10 protein-coding genes and 1 pseudogene are annotated in these 15285 nt (G+C 66.4%); 3 read left to right on the top strand and 8 right to left on the bottom strand.

Going from position 1 to position 15285, the window contains the following annotated elements:
* Nucleotides 1-7: 7 nt before the first annotated feature.
* From mmsB to RI03_RS07710, 5 genes and pseudogenes are all read right to left on the bottom strand, one after another.
* A complete protein-coding gene (gene mmsB, locus RI03_RS07730; protein ID WP_010216389.1) occupies nt 8-886 on the bottom strand; it encodes a 3-hydroxyisobutyrate dehydrogenase in 879 nt (292 codons plus the stop codon).
* A 31-nt stretch (nt 887-917) separates the two neighbouring features.
* Nucleotides 918-1691, bottom strand: coding sequence for an enoyl-CoA hydratase (locus tag RI03_RS07725; protein ID WP_010216387.1), 774 nt, complete (start codon nt 1689-1691; stop codon nt 918-920).
* Between the two features lie 112 nt (nt 1692-1803).
* Nucleotides 1804-2847 (bottom strand): enoyl-CoA hydratase/isomerase family protein, encoded by a 1044-nt coding sequence (locus RI03_RS07720; RefSeq protein WP_010216385.1) that lies wholly within the window; start codon nt 2845-2847, stop codon nt 1804-1806.
* 109 nt (nt 2848-2956) lie between these two features.
* Nucleotides 2957-4119: pseudogene (locus RI03_RS07715) on the bottom strand (acyl-CoA dehydrogenase family protein).
* Nucleotides 4120-4159: 40 nt separating this feature from the next.
* Entirely contained in the window at nt 4160-5659 is a 1500-nt protein-coding gene (locus tag RI03_RS07710) for a CoA-acylating methylmalonate-semialdehyde dehydrogenase (RefSeq protein ID WP_010216383.1), read from the bottom strand.
* Between the two features lie 91 nt (nt 5660-5750).
* Here RI03_RS07710 and RI03_RS07705 point away from each other — a divergent pair, with 91 nt between their 5' ends.
* The 3 genes from RI03_RS07705 (at nt 5751) to RI03_RS07695 (ending at nt 8234) form a co-directional block, all read left to right on the top strand.
* The gene (locus tag RI03_RS07705; RefSeq protein ID WP_026046543.1) at nt 5751-6632 is read left to right on the top strand and encodes a LysR family transcriptional regulator; all 882 of its coding nucleotides are present in this window, start codon (nt 5751-5753) and stop codon (nt 6630-6632) included.
* A 76-nt stretch (nt 6633-6708) separates the two neighbouring features.
* Nucleotides 6709-7311, top strand: a complete 603-nt coding sequence (locus tag RI03_RS07700; RefSeq protein WP_010163277.1) for a Dps family protein — start codon at nt 6709-6711, stop codon at nt 7309-7311.
* Nucleotides 7312-7436: 125 nt separating this feature from the next.
* Nucleotides 7437-8234 (top strand): FkbM family methyltransferase, encoded by a 798-nt coding sequence (locus RI03_RS07695; protein ID WP_238542311.1) that lies wholly within the window; start codon nt 7437-7439, stop codon nt 8232-8234.
* A gap of 96 nt (nt 8235-8330) precedes the next feature.
* Here the strand turns inward: RI03_RS07695 and RI03_RS07690 are convergent, their stop codons facing one another.
* The 3 genes from RI03_RS07690 to RI03_RS07680 all read right to left on the bottom strand — a co-directional run bounded on the left by RI03_RS07690 (nt 8331) and on the right by RI03_RS07680 (nt 15181).
* Nucleotides 8331-9521, bottom strand: coding sequence for a glycosyl transferase family 8 (locus RI03_RS07690; protein ID WP_010216378.1), 1191 nt, complete (start codon nt 9519-9521; stop codon nt 8331-8333).
* The gene (locus tag RI03_RS07685; protein ID WP_010216376.1) at nt 9518-11665 is read right to left on the bottom strand and encodes a sulfotransferase; all 2148 of its coding nucleotides are present in this window, start codon (nt 11663-11665) and stop codon (nt 9518-9520) included. Before RI03_RS07685 ends, RI03_RS07690 begins: the two co-directional genes overlap by 4 nt.
* A gap of 69 nt (nt 11666-11734) precedes the next feature.
* Nucleotides 11735-15181: an autotransporter outer membrane beta-barrel domain-containing protein gene (locus RI03_RS07680; protein WP_010216374.1), complete on the bottom strand. Its 3447-nt coding sequence runs from the start codon at nt 15179-15181 to the stop codon at nt 11735-11737.
* Nucleotides 15182-15285 lie beyond the last annotated feature (104 nt).

The raw sequence follows: 15285 nt of genomic DNA, 5'->3' as shown, positions 1-15285 counted from the left end.
GCTGCGGTTAGCCGCGGAGCATCTTGATGATCGCGGAGAAGTCGAGCCCGCCCTGCCCTTCGTCGGCGAAACGCTGGTACAGTTCCGCCGCCTTGGTCCCCATCGGGGTATTCGCGTCCGCCCCACTCGCCGCCTCCGCTGCGAGCTTCAGGTCCTTCAGCATCAGCGCGGTCGCGAAACCGCCCTGATAGTCGTGGTCGGCGGGGGTATCCGGCCCAACCCCGGGGACCGGGCAATAGCGCGTCATCGACCAGCTCTGGCCCGACGATACGCTCGAGATGTCGTAGAACGTCTGCGCATCGAGCCCGAGCTTCTCCGCGAGCAGGAACGCCTCGCAGGTCGCAACCATCGTCGCGCCGAGCAGCATGTTGTTGGCGATCTTGGCGGCCTGCCCGGTGCCGTTGGCGCCCGCGTGGATCACCGCCTGCCCCATCGCGTCGAGGACCGTCTTGGCCTTGGCGAAGCCCGCGTCTGTGCCGCCGACCATGAAGGTCAGCGTGCCCGCATTCGCCGCGCCGATCCCGCCCGAGACGGGGGCGTCGACCGCGGTGATGCCGTTAGCGAGCGCGAGCGCGGCGACGTGCTTCGCGGTTGCCACGTCGATCGTCGAGCAATCGATCAGGAGCGTCGTCGGCAGGATGGTCGCGGCGAACAGCTCGGCATAGACCGCCTCGACGTGGCGCCCGGCGGGGAGCATCGTCACGATCGCCTCGGCCCCGTCGGCGGCTTCGGTCGCGGACCCGACCGGCAGGCAGCCCGCCGTCTTCGCGCGATCGAGCGCATCCGCCGACAAGTCGAACGCGCGGACGTCATGCCCCGCCTTCGCGAGATTCGCGGCCATCCCGCCGCCCATGTTGCCGAGCCCGATGAATGCGATACGTGTCATTATTGTCTCTCCCAAGTCTTCTCGCCGCGCGTTATTTCCCCGTCCACACCCCGGCGCGCTTCTCGACGAAGGCAGCCATCCCTTCGCTCTGGTCGTCGGTTCCGAACAAAGCGTGGAACAGGCGGCGCTCGAACTGGACGCCCATGCTGAGGCTGGTCTCGAACGCGGCGTTGACCATTTCCTTGTTCGCCAGCACCGCAAGCGGCGCCATACCGGCGATCGTCGCGGCGACCTTGACCGCTTCCTCGACCAGCTCGGCGGCGGGGATCACACGCGAGGCGAGCCCGGCGCGCTCGGCTTCGGCGGCGTCCATCATCCGCCCGGTGAGGCACATCTCCATCGCCTTGGCCTTGCCGACCGCGCGGGTGAGGCGCTGCGACCCGCCCATGCCGGGCGAGACCGCAAGCTTAATCTCGGGCTGGCCGAACTTCGCGCTGTCGGCGGCGAGGATGAAATCGCACATCATCGCCAGCTCGCACCCGCCGCCAAGCGCATAGCCCGCGACCGCCGCGATGATCGGCTTGCGCGTCCGCGTAAAGCGATCCCAGCCGGCGAAGAAATCGTGCGCGTACATGTCGGCAAAGCCCTGCGCCTGCATCTCCTTGATGTCCGCCCCCGCCGCGAATGCCTTCTCGCTGCCGGTGATGACCGCGCAGCCCTGCGACGGATCCGCATCGAACGCGGCCATCGCGGCAAGCAGGTCGGCGAGGATCTGGCTGTTGAGCGCATTGAGCGCCTTGGGCCGGTTGAGCGTGATCAGCGTGACGCGGTCGCGTTGTTCGACGAGGATCGTTTCGTAGCTCATGAAAGGCTTCCTTCTTGCGTCACCCCGGCCGTGTGCCGGGGTCCACCGTGCCGCGAACCGCTGGCCCGGTGGAAAGGTGGACCCCGGCACAGTTCCGGGGTGACGGAACAGGTCAGGCGGGAGTCCACGCCTCGCCATCGGAGAGAGGCGCGAAGATCTGGTCGATCACGTGGTCGGTCACGCCTTCCGGCGTCGCCGGGTCCCAGCGTGGGGCATTGTCCTTGTCGACGATCACCGCGCGGACGCCTTCGAGGAAATCATGCCGCTGCACCACGCGCGAGCCGATCGCATATTCCTGCCGCATCTCGTCCTCGAAGGTCGCCATCCTCTTGCCTTCGTGGAGCAGGCGGAGCGAGACCTTCATGGTCTGCGGCGACTTGGTGCGGAGCGTGGCGAGCTGTTGCGTTGCCCAGTCCCCGCCATCCGCTTCGAGCGCCGCGTAGATGTCCTCTAGCGCGTCGGAGGCAAACAGCCGGTCGATCGCCTCGCGCTGCGCGAGGATCTTCGGCTCGGGCGGCGTCTCGCCGAGAGCGTCGAGCGTCGCCGCGATGGCTTGCGGGTCGGCAGCGATCCGTGCCTTGGCATCGTCGAGCGTCGCGCTCGGCAGGTAATGCGTCGCCAGACCCAGCGCGAGGCACTCCACCCCGTCGAGCCGGTGCCCGGTCAGCGCAAGATATTGCCCGATCCGCCCGGGCAGCCGCGACAGATACCAGCCGCCACCGACGTCGGGGAACAGGCCGATCCCGGTTTCGGGCATGGCGAACTTTGTATTCTCGGTCGCCACGCGAAAATCGCACGGGCAGGCGATGCCGACCCCGCCGCCCATCGTGATTCCGTCCATGAACGCGACCGTCGGCTTGGCGTAGGTGAACAGCCGGTGGTTGAGCCGGTATTCGGTATGGAAGAAGGCGCGCGCCGCAACGCCATCCGCTGCGCCGCTTTCCGCGAGCATCCGGATGTCGCCGCCAGCGCAGAAGCCCCTGCCCTCAGTGTGGTCGAGCAGCAGCGCTTCGATCGTGGGGTCGGCACGCCACGCGTCGAGCGCATCAAGCATCGCCGTGCACATCTCATGAGTCAGCGCATGCAATGCCTTTGGCCGGTTGAGCCGGATCCGGCCGACAGGCCCTTCGATCATGGTCAGAACGTCGCTGGTCATGCACGGTCTCTCATCACTGTCTTCGTGTCTTTGTGGCTTCGTGCGCGAAGACTCTTTCTCGCACAAAGCCACAAAGCCACGAAGAGGAAGGGGGCTTCGCTTCGCGGGATTACTGGCGCGTCAGTTCGCGCCCGATGATCATCCGCATCACCTGATTGGTCCCCTCCAGGATCGAATGCACCCGCAGGTCGCGCCAGAAGCGTTCGATCGGGTAATCCATCAGATAGCCGTAGCCGCCATGCAGCTGCAGCGCGCGGTCGGCGACCAGCGAGCCGGTGTCGGTCGACAGGCGCTTCGCCATCGCCGCAAACTTGGTCTTGTCGGGCGCATTCGCGGTCACCTTTGCCGCCGCCATGTACAGCAGCGCACGCGCCGCCTCGAGGTCGGTCGCCATGTCCGCGAGCATGAACTGGGTGTTCTGGAAATCCGCGATCGCGGTGCCGAACTGCTTGCGATCCTTGGTGTAGCCGATCGATTCATCGAGGCACCGCTGCGCCCCGCCGAGCGAGCACGCACCGATGTTCAAGCGCCCGCCATCGAGCCCCATCATCGCGATCCGGAACCCCTCGCCCTCGCCGCCCACAAGGTTATCCACAGGGATACGCACATCCTCGAACACCACTTGCGCGGTCGGCTGCGAGTGCCAGCCGAGCTTGCGCTCGTTCGCGCCGAAGCTGACGCCGGGCATGTCCTTCTCGATCACCAGGCACGAAATGCCCTTGGGGCCGTCCTCGCCGGTGCGGACCATCGTGACATAGACTTCGTTCTCGCCGCCGCCCGAGATGAACTGCTTGGTGCCGTTGACGACATAGTGATCGCCATCCCGCACCGCGCGGGTCTTGAGCGCCGCGGCGTCCAGCCCGAGCCCGGCTCGGTCAGGCAATAGCTCGCGATCCGGTCCATCGTGACGAGCGAGGGCAGATACTTGTCCTTGACCGCCTGCCCGCCGAACCGGTCGATCATCCAGCTCGCCATGTTGTGGATCGAGATGAACGCCGAGGTCGACGGGCAGCCATAGGCCATCGCCTCCATGATCAGCGCCGCTTCGAGCCGCCCGAGATTGATCCCGCCCGACTCTTCCGAGACGTAGATCGCCGCGAACCCCAGCTCCGCCGCCGCCTTGATCGTGTCGCGCGGGAAGATGTGTTTCTCGTCCCACTCCGCCGCGAACGGCGTGATCCGGTCGGCGGTGAAGCGGCGCGCGAGTTCCTGGATCTCGCGCTGATCGCCCGTAAGATCAAATTGGGGGGTGAGGTCGAACTGGTCGGTCATGAAAGGCCTTTTGATATTGGATCGCAGGGCAACGAAAAACTCAGCCCATTGTCGGGATGACGAAGGCGTTGGCACCGTCGCCGACCCCGCCATCGGGCCAGCGCTGCGTCACGGTCTTGACCTTGGTCCAGAACTTGACGCCTTCCATGCCGTGCTGGTTGGTATCGCCAAACGCGCTGCGCTTCCACCCACCGAACGTGTGATAGGCGACGGGCACCGGGATCGGCACGTTGATCCCGACCATCCCGACATTGACCCGCGCCGCAAATTCGCGCGCGGCATGGCCGTTGCGCGTGAAGATCGCGACGCCGTTGCCGTACTGATGCTCGCTCGGCAGGCGGACGGCATCCTCGAAGTCGTTCGCGCGGACGATCTGCAGCACCGGGCCGAAGATCTCCTCCTTGTACGATTCCATCGACGTGGTGACATGGTCGAACAGCGACGGGCCGATGAAGAACCCCTTCTCATGCCCCTGCAACTCGAACCCGCGCCCGTCGACGACCAGCTCAGCGCCCTCGTCGACGCCGGTCTGGATCCACTGCTCGATGCGCGCGCGATGCACGGCGTTGACGACCGGGCCGTAATGCGCGTCCTTGTCGGTTGAGACCCCGACGCGGAGCGCGGCGATCGCGGGGATCAGCTTCTCGCGCAACGCGATCGCGGTCTTCTCGCCGACCGGCACCACGACCGGCAGCGCCATGCACCGCTCGCCCGCCGAACCGAATGCCGCACCCGAAAGGTCGGCAACGACCTGGTCGAGATCCGCATCGGGCATGACGATGCCGTGATTCTTCGCGCCGCCCATCGCCTGGACGCGCTTGCCCGCCGCGACGCCGCGCTTGTAGACATAATGCGCGATGTCGGACGAGCCGACGAAGCTGACCGCGCTGATCGCGGGATGATCGAGGATCGCGTCGACCATTTCCTTGTCGCCGTGGACGACCTGAAGGATGCCCTCGGGCAACCCTGCCTCGCGGAACAGCTCGGCAAGCCGGACCGGCACCGACGGGTCACGCTCGGACGGCTTGAGGATGAACGCGTTGCCGGTCGCGATCGCGACACCCGACATCCACAACGGGATCATCGCCGGGAAGTTGAACGGCGTGATCCCCGCCCCGATGCCGAGCGGCTGGCGCATCGAATAGACGTCGATCCCCGGGCCTGCGCCCTGCGTGAATTCGCCCTTCAGCACATGCGGGATGCCGCAGCAGAACTCGATTACCTCGAGGCCGCGCTGGATATCGCCCTTCGAGTCCGCGATCACCTTGCCGTGTTCGGACGACAGCAGCTCGGCCAATTCGTCCATGTGCAGCTCGACCAGCCGCTTGAACTCGAACATCACGCGTGCGCGGCGCTGCGGGTTGGTCGCGGCCCAGCCCGGCTGCGCCTTCTGCGCGGCGGCGATCGCGGTATCGAGATCGGCCTGCGTGCCGAGCGCGACCGTTGCCTGGACCTGGCCGGTGTTGGGATCGAACACCTCGCCCGTCCGGGTGGCACCGCCGCCGGACAGGCCGACGATATGATGGTCGATATTTCGCATGGCAACTCTCCTATGGTGGGTGCGCTAGACCATTTGCCACGCGCCACTGCAAGAGGTGGACACGCAGTCGCAACCTGCATATTTGCAGGTGATGGACTGGAGCGACCTGCCGATTTTCCTGGAAGTCGCGCGCGCTCGCCAGATTGGTCGCGCCGCATCCGCGCTCGGTCTCGACGCGACGACCGTGGGTCGGCGGCTTCGTCGGCTGGAACAGGCACTGGGCCAACGGCTGTTCGAACAGACCCCGACCGGGCAGGCCCTGACCGAGGCCGGGCAGGACTTGCTCAGTCGTGCAAGCGCGATGGAAGCAATCGCCAGCGAGACGCGAACGCCACCCTCGGCCGATCACCATATCGAGGGCACGGTGCGGGTCAGCGTTGCCGAGGGGTTCGGGGCATGGTTCGTCAGCCGGCATCTCGGGAGCCTGGCGGATCGCTACCCGGCCCTCTCGGTCGATCTCGTCGCGACGAGCGGTTTCCTAAACCCAACCCGACGCGAGACCGATGTCGCGGTCCTGCTAGCCCGCCCCCGCCGCGGGCCGCTGCGGACTCGCAAACTGACCGATTACGCGCTGCGGCTTTACGCTTCCGCGCAGTATCAGACGACCGAACAGGCGGTGCTGGCGCGGGACGATCTGCGCACCCGGCGGATGATCGGCTATATTCCCGACATCATCTATGCTCCCGAGCTGCGCTATCTCGACGAGATACCGGGTGCCCCCGCCCCGACGCTACGCTCCTCCAGCATCAACGCGCAGGCTCGGATGATCGCGAGTGGCGCCGGGATCGGCGTCCTGCCCCGCTTCATCGGCGACGCGGATCCCGCACTCGTTGCGATCCTCCCGTCTCTTGCGATCACGCGGTCGTTCTGGCTGGTGACGCATCAGGACACGAGCGCCTTTCCGGCGGTCCGCGCGTTTACCGACTGGCTCGTCGCGCTGGTCGCGACCGAGCGAAGCAATTTGATACCCTGAACCGTTTCGCATCGGACCTTTTGCGGGGGCACGTCGTTTCACCCTCACCATTTCTCGAAGCCGAACAGGATCGCTCATGGCCCGCAAGATCTCCAAGTCCTCCACCAAGCCGGAATCGGTAGAGGCGCAGCCGCAGTACAAGGTCGACTACCGCGAGATCCAGCCGTACGAGACGCTCAAGGACCTCCCGCTCGCCCTCGAGGCGAACGCCCGCGCCCAGAGCGTCGCGACGCTAAACCAGGTGCTGGTCGACACGATGACGCTGCGCGATCTGTACAAAAAGCACCACTGGCAGATGTCTGGCGTGACCTTCTACCAGCTGCATCTGCTGCTCGACAAACATTACGAGGAGCAGGCCGCCCTCGTCGACATGATCGCCGAGCGGATCATGGCGCTCGGCGGGATCAGCATCGCGATGGCGCCCGATGTTGCGGAGATGACGCGCATCCCCCGTCCGCCCAAGGGCCGCGAGGACGTACCGACGCAGCTGTCGCGTCTGCTCGAAGCCCATGAAATCATCCTCCGCCAGGCGCGCGAAGGCGCGGAAGCCGCCGACGAAGCGGGCGACGACGGCACCAACGACCTGCTCGTCAGCAACATCATCCGCACGCACGAGCCGCAGGTGTGGTTCCTGGCCGAGCATCTCGCCGCGACCGAGATCATCCGCCCGAACGCCTGATCGGTTCTGATCCATGAAAGTCCCGGGGGTCGCCAGTCGGCGATCCTCGGGACTTTTCATAGGTAGCTGTCCGTATGTCGACCTAGCCACAGAGATCGATTAGGCTATTCGGCATGGGGACGCCGTTGATCCGGACGTATCAGACACGCTCGGGGCCGATGCTCGCGTTTGCGACGGATCACTATATTACCCAGGCGCTCGAGCTTTACGGCGAATATGCGCCCGACGAATGGCGGATGCTGCGCCAGTTGATCCACCCCGGAATGACCGTCGTCGAAATCGGTGCGAACATGGGCTCGCACAGCGTCGACATCGCGCGCGCCAGCGCGCCCGGCCCGTTCCTGGCGTTCGAGCCGCAGCAACTGCTGTTTCAGATCCTCTGCGCCAACCTTGCGCTCAACGACATCACGAACGCGGTGGCCTATCCGGAGGCGTGTGGCGAAGCCGAAGGCGAGGCGATCGTTCCGCGGGTCGACTATGGCGCGCACGGCAATATCGGGGGAATTTCGCTGCTCGCCGAGGGCAACGGCGGGATAAAAGTCCGGGTCCGACCGCTGGATGCGCTGGAATTGCCGGCATGCGGCTTGCTCAAGATCGACGTCGAGGGGTTCGAGCCTGCCGTGCTGCGTGGTGCCGCGGAAACGATCCGACGGTGTCGTCCGGTAATCTACATCGAGAACGACCGGGCCGCGAACCAGCAGACGGTGATCGATGCCATCGCAGACCATGGCTACGCGCTGTACTGGCACCTGCCGCGGCTGTTCTCGCCCGATAATTTCCGGGGCAACCCGCAGGATATCTGGCCCGGGGTCGTATCCGTCAACATGCTCTGCATTCCCGCGGAGGCAAACGTTCAGGTCGAAGGACTCACGCAGATCGACCCCAGGGACTGGACCTGCCCGATCGCGCTCAGCCAAGACTGACCGTACGATACTACCCGTTCGTTCAGCGCGATGGCGAGAGGCCGTCGTTGTGCCGGGTTTCCCGACGACGCTCGAAACGAACGGTCGCGGATACTGTCACGCGGCGGTCTGGCGGTTCTCGCACTGCCGCACCAAAGCGTTGAGCGCGGCCGCCACCTCCTCGACGACCTGATCCCATCGCCCCCACCCACGCTGTCGAAATAGCCGCAACGAGGGATACCAGGGCGAATCCTCGCGATGCTGGAGCCAGCGCCAGTCGGGTAGCAACGGTAGCAGCACCCAAGCCGGCCGACCGAGCGCACCCGCGAGATGTACCGGGGAACTGTCGATGGAAATCAGCAGGTCGACCTCGCACAGGATCGCCGCGGTATCCTCGAAATCGCGGATCTCGTTACTCAGGCTGACCACTTTCAGGCCGGGCGGCGGCGAGAGCCCCTGCCCCTCGCTCGGCCCCTTCTGGATCGCAAAGAAAGTGACGCCATCCTGCGCAAGCGGTGCAAAGTGCGCGAGCGTCATCGAACGGTTGGCATCGTTGAAGTGGGTCGGACGCCCGGCCCAGAGAAACGCGACTTTCACCCCCGGATAGGGCGCCAGGCGCTTGCGCCACGCGACCCTGCGTTCCGGTAAGGCCGAAAGATACGGCATCGGTTTCCCGGGGAGATCGCTCAGCTGCAACCCCATCACATGCGGCAGGCTCATCATTTCGCAATGCACGTCGAAATGCGGCGGGAGTTCACCGCGTAGCGTGATCGCATCGTGCCCCGCCATCCGTCGCGCGAGCCCCGCAGTCTCGTGGTTGATTTCGAGCACGACGGTCGCCTTACTCCGCGCCTTGGCCCACGCCACCATCCGCATGAACTGAAACGTATCACCATAGCCCTGCTCGTCGTGGATCAGCAGCGTCTGCCCCGGGATCGGACGTCCGTCCCATCGAGGGCGCTGGACCTTGCGTTCGATCCGGTTGGTATGCGCAAGGCTGTAGCGATGGTTATACTCGCGCCAGCCCGCGCCGAACTCCCCGAGAAGCAGGAGCGTTTCCGACAGGTCGAACCGCGTCGAAAGGTGCCCGGGCAAGGCACTGACCAGCATTTCCTGAATCGGACGCGCCTCGGCGACCCGCCCCTGCACCCGCAGCGCTTGCGCAAGCAGCGCCCATAGCGCCACTGGCCCGGCGCCACTCGACAGCGCCGGTCTGAGCAACGCCTCGGCCTCCGCCCCACGCCCGGCCGTCAGCAGCGGGCGGACTTGCGCCTCGATCACGGGGAGGTCGACGCCGCCGCCGGTCACGAGGCGACCGGAACGGCGGCGCGCTTGGCGCGCGTTTTGGGTGCATGTGACGGGACCGGAACCTCGGCATCGATCCCAAGCGCCGCGGTCAAAGGCGTCAGGTGCCGCGCATACTTTCGCCAGCGACCGACGCTGTCGGCATGAAGCGGCTGTCGTACTTGATTGACACTGGCGGTGCGGACGATCCGCCCGGTCCGGTGGAAGTGCAGGCAGGCAGGATCCCAGTCGAGACCGCAAAATGCGACCAGACGACGGCTTTCGGTTTCGAGATCGCTGACGATGTCCTCATACCGCACCTCGATGAAGCGATCCGCCGGAAGCACCGCCCGCCAGTGCGCCATCAACCGATCGTAGCTGCGATAGAAGAGCCCGAGCTCGGCCAGATCATAGGCGAACAGCTGTTCGCGCGTGAACAGCTTGGAGTAGCAGGACAGGCACGTATCGACCGGGTCGCGGCGGACATGAATGATCCGCGCATCGGGGAGCAGCCGGTGAATCAGCCCCGCGTACAGGAAGTTCGACGGCATCTTGTCGACCATCCGACGATGACCCTCAACCAGCGGTTCGATCGCGTCGACATACGCGCGGCCGAGCGTCGCCTCGTCGTCCACGCCAAGGCCAGTCGCGCATGCCGGAAACGGCCCCGCCGTCCGTACGACCCCCTGCAAGGTCGCGAGTTCGCCCGCGCCGACCACGGCGGAATGCGAGGCGAGGATCTGCTCGACCAGCGTCGTCCCGGATCGCGGAACGCCGACCACGAACACCGGGCGATCGCTGCCTGGCACGTCTGCGGGTGGTCGCTCGAACCGTGCAGGGGGGAAAGCCGCGATGATCTCGGAGATCCACTGATCGGTTGCCGCCGGGTCGTAGGAAAAGGTTGCCCGTTTCTCTCGATTGCCCTGGTCGAGATGCGCAAACCCGCGCTCGGCATCGCCAACGTCGAGCCACGCCTTGCCCAGCGCGAAGCGCAGCGCGGTCCGATCCGCGTGCGATTCGATCCCGCCGCTTGCGAGCAGCGCCTCCATTGCGGCGATCGCGGGGTCGCCCGCCGAGAAGCGCCGAAGATCGGCAAGATTGAACCACGCGCCGATCGACCGCGGATACTGGTCGAGCACCCGTTCGAACGTCGCAATGGCGGCATCGCGGTCGCCCCGTTCCATCAGCGCAACCCCGCGGTTGGTGAGCGCCTTCTCGGGCGCGAACCCGACCGACGTGGCGGCGCGGTCGAACGCCGCGATTGCCGCTCCGATCGCGTTCTGCGCCTGCAGCACTTCGCCGAGGATATTGTGCGCCTCGCCGCTGTCCGGCGCCGCCGCGACCGCGCGCCGCGCGTCCGTCAACGCCTCGTCGAGCCGGCCGAGATGCTGCAGCGCCGTCGCGCGCACACCGAGTCCGCCGACGTGCAACGGTGCGTAGCTCAGCAGCGCGTCGACCCAGCGCAATGCCTCGGCCGGGCGATCGCGCCCGACCTCGACTGCGGCGGCGTTGATATAGGCGTCCGACAACCGCGGATTGGTATCGATCGCGCGGCGGGCGAGCGCCAGCGCCTCGTCGGGCTGCCCGAGGTCGTTGAGCAGGTTCGACAAATTGCTCATTGCCTCCGCATAGGCGGGCGAAAGCCGCAGCGCCGCCTCATATTGCCCGCGCGCCTGCTCCAGTCGCCCGAGGCGCTTCAGCGTGTTGCCGAGATTGTTATGCGCCTCCGGATAGTCCGGCTGGAGCGCCAGCACGCGCTCGAGGCACGACAGGCTTTCCTCGAGCTTGCCCGATTCCTGCAGGATGATGCCGAGATTGTTCCACCCCGCGACCATCGCCGGGTCCATCGTCACCCCGCGCCGCGCGGCGTCCTCGGCCTCGGGGAGCAGTCCCTTCTGCCGGCACATTTCTGCAAGGTTGCTCAGATAGGTCGCGTGGACCCGCGGTGCCTGGCACGCGCGACGAAGGTGGTCGATCGCGATGTCGAGATTGCCGTACGCATGCGCCATCAGCCCCATCAGATGCAGCGCATCCGACTGCCCCGGCCACAACGCCAGAACATGCTGGCACAGCCGCTCGGCCTGGTCCGCCTGGCCCGCGTTCCAATGCGCGCTGGCCTGCCCCAGCGCCTGTTCGATCGTCATGCCGTTCGGTTGGGGCGAGATCATGCCGCTTCATATCGCATTTGATCGTCCATCGGGAGGATAAACATTACGGTACCGTAGTGAAATATGGCGTCAGAAATTCACGGTCATCTTGACCGTGCCTGAATGGCTTCGGAAGTCGCGCCGCAGATCGCCGTCATATTGGACCGCGATCCGGAAGCGATCGCTCGACCGGAACGACAGCCCCACGCCGACCGCCGCGCCATCCGCTGCGCCGCGCGCGGCGGTGCTGGTGAACGCGACACCGCCAAGCACCGCGGTGAGCGGGATCGGGCCGTTGTTGTAGGTGTGCAACCAGCCGAGCTTGACCGTCGGGGCGAAGCGCCCGGACGCGCTTTCGAAGATCCCCGCGCCCTGGAAACCGATCTCGTGGCTGAGCGCATCGACGTCGAGTTTCGCCACCGACAGATTGGCCGATCCCGCCCCGGTCTCGCGATACGCCGCATTGTGGAGATGGACTTCGCGCAGGCTCGCATAAGGCGTGACCGATGTCGTGGTCGACAGCGGGATCGTATAGCTGGCGCGCAGGTTGCCGAGATATTGCTGGCCATCGTAGGCGGCCCGCGCCGTCGCGCCGAGGAAATCGATCCGGCGGCGCTGCCTGTAGTGGTTATACCCGAAGCCGATCTGGCCATCGATCGCAAACCCGGCGGTGTCGAGATCACCCGGCTGCCATGTGAAATATCCGGTCGCCTGGAAGCTGTCGAGATCGGTCCTGCTCCCGGCAATCGCCCCCCGGCCGTCGGCGGAACTATTTACCCAGCTGATCGCGGCACCCGCGGCAAGGTTCGGCGCGGCAATGACGTCGGCGCCGACCATCACGCCATAGCTGCTCGCATGATAGGGCGACGCCGCCGACGCAGCGTCGCGTTTTGCCGCACTGACGAGGACCTGCCCCCACACTGCGCCCCGCTGCCCCTGCGACCCGGCGGCGAGCCCGCGCTCCTCGCGGCCGGTCGCATTCGCCGCGATCACGTCCTGATGCTGGATGATCGCATTGACGGCGGGCGACACCGCCACCGCGATCACCTGCGGCGTCAGTTGCGTCGGCGCGAGCTGGATGATCCCGCGCTCCTGTTGCTCCGGCGCCAGTTGCGACAATGGCAACAGCACGTCGGTGATGACCGGCGTCGCTGCAGGGCCGCCCGCGTCCGCGATCGCGTCGAGCGCCGCTCCCGTCCCGACCCCCGGACCGCCCGCCTGGCGGCCGGTCCCGGTGAAGGTCGTCGGTGGCGGCGTGATCGTGCCGACGGGCTCGCTCAGCGTCAGCACCAGCCCGTTCGCGCCGCCGCTGGCGATCGACGAGAATGTGCCGGTGAGCCCCGTCACCGAAGACGTGAGGTTGCTGAAGGTGAGCGCACCATTCGCCTTCACCACCGTATAGGCCTGTCCCGCGCTGATCGCACTGGTGCCGAGCTTCAAGAGCGTGACGTTGGTGCCGGTCAGGCTCGCCGAACCGGAGACCAGCAACTGGCCATAGGCCGCGCTCGACGTGACGCCGACAAGCAGCTTTCCGCCGGTCTGGCTGTAATTGCCGGTAACCGCGACCGGCGCGTTGATCGCCAGCGCCCCTCCCGCGACGCGCACCGTGCGCCCGCCGACGTTGACCGCGTCGTTGAGCAACAGATTGCCGTTCAGCAGCAGGTCGCCTCCGGTATTGGTGATCGTCCCCTGGGTTCCCGCGGCGAAACCGGTCAGCGTCCCGAACACCGTCCCGCTGCCCCCCGCGATCGTGAGATCCGCGGCGGCATCGCTGGCGATGTTGCCCGCGATCACGCCCGTATTGGCGATCGGACCGATCAGCCCGAGGTTGCGAATTGCGGCGATCGTCCCGCTCAGCGTCCCGCTGTTGTCCAGACTGCCGAGCGTTCCACCCGCCGCGATGTAGACAGGATAGTCTGCCGAGAGCGTTCCCGTGTTCGAAAGGCTGTCGAGGCTACCGCCGACATAGTCGTTGAGCGCGGTAACGACGAGGTTCGTACCGTTCGCGCCTGCATTGAGCGCAAGACCCGGAACCGCCCCGGTCGTTACGGTAACCCCGGTGTAGTTCGATCCTGTGCCACCCTGGACGAGCGTACCCGCCACCGAACCCGCAAGATACGTTGCGGCTGCCTCAAAGCTGGTCGAGACGGTGCCGCCGGTCAGGCTCGCCGCACCACTTACCACGAGCCGAGTCCCGCTCTCCAGCGCGAGCGCGCCGCCAGTCTGACTGTACCCGCCGGTGATGCTCGCGCTATTCGCGAGCCGGAGCACCGCGCCGATGTTCGACACGACCTGCCCGGTCGCGACGATATCGTCGTCGAGCAGCACATTGCCCGCCGTAAAGACGATTGGGGCGGCGGTGCTGGTGATCGTCCCCCTGGCACCGCCGTTCCCCGTCAGCGTTCCGAAGACCGTGCCCGCCCCGCCTGCGATGCTCAGTCCCTGCGCCGACGCATTGACGATATTGCCCGCGATCAGCCCGCTGTTGCTGATCTGCCCGAGCGTGCCGACGGTATAGATCGCGGCAATCGATCCGCTCAGCGTGCCGTCGTTGCTCAAGCTGCCGAGGCTGCCGGTCGACGCGACATAGACGGGATAGGCCTGCGACAGACTTCCGCTGTTCGACAGGCTTCCCAGCGAGCCACCGACATAATCGTTGAGCGCGCTCAACACGAGGTTGGTACCGTCGGCGCCGGCGTTGAGCGCGAGCCCGGGGGTGGTGCCGGTCGTGACGGAAACCCCGGTATAGGCCGACCCGGCGCCGCCCTGCACCAGTGTATCGACCGCGGAGCCTGCGATATAGTTGGCGGCGATCGGTACCACTGCGGAGATCGTGCCGCCCGTGATGCTGGCGCTGCCGCTGACCACCAGCGAGGCGCCACTGCCGAGTACGATGGACCCTTCGCGCTGGCGGAACTGACCGGTGATCGCGACGGTGCGCGCCAGCGCCAGCGTCCCGCCGGCGTTGACGACGGTATTCGTGCCGACATTGATCGCGTCGTCGAGCGAGATCGTCCCGGCAAGAACGACCGCGCCGAGCGTGCTGCTGATCGTTCCCTGGCTCCCCTGCGTAAAGCCGGTCAGCGTTCCGCCGGTGATGTTGAGCGCCTGCGCCGAAAGGTTCTCGATGTTCCCCGCGATCACGCCGGAATTGAGGATCGCGCCGAGCGTGCCTTCGTTGTGGATCGCCGCGATCGATCCGGCGAGCGTCCCGCTGTTGCTCAGGCTGCCGAGGCTGCCGGTCGTCGCGATGAAGACGGCATAGTCCGAGGACAGGCTGCCGGTGTTCGACAGATGCCGAGCGTCCCCGATATAATCGTTGAGCGCCGCCAGCACGAGATCGTTGCCGATGACTTGCGCGCCCTGGTCGAGCCCGGGCCGGTTTCCGGTCGAGACGGTGACGCCGGTGTAGCTGGATCCGGCACCGCCCCGCACCAGCGTCCCCGCCGATCCGCCGACGAGGTAATTGCCGTCGCCGGCCGACGCGGTCGCGATCGTGCCGCCGGTAAAGCTGGCCGCGCCGCTGACCGCGAGCACGCGCCGCTGTCGAGCGTGACCAGCCCGCTGGCTTGCTGGAAGTCCCGGTATGCGACGAACCCCAAGCCTGAGCGACCCGCCGTCGTTGATGACGCTGTGGCTGC

The organism is Sphingomonas sp. PAMC 26621 (assembly GCF_000251145.1).
In the GTDB taxonomy this organism is placed as follows: domain Bacteria; phylum Pseudomonadota; class Alphaproteobacteria; order Sphingomonadales; family Sphingomonadaceae; genus Sphingomonas.
The sequence above is the reverse complement of the archived record's forward strand: the minus strand, read 5'-3'. Positions and strand labels throughout refer to the sequence as shown.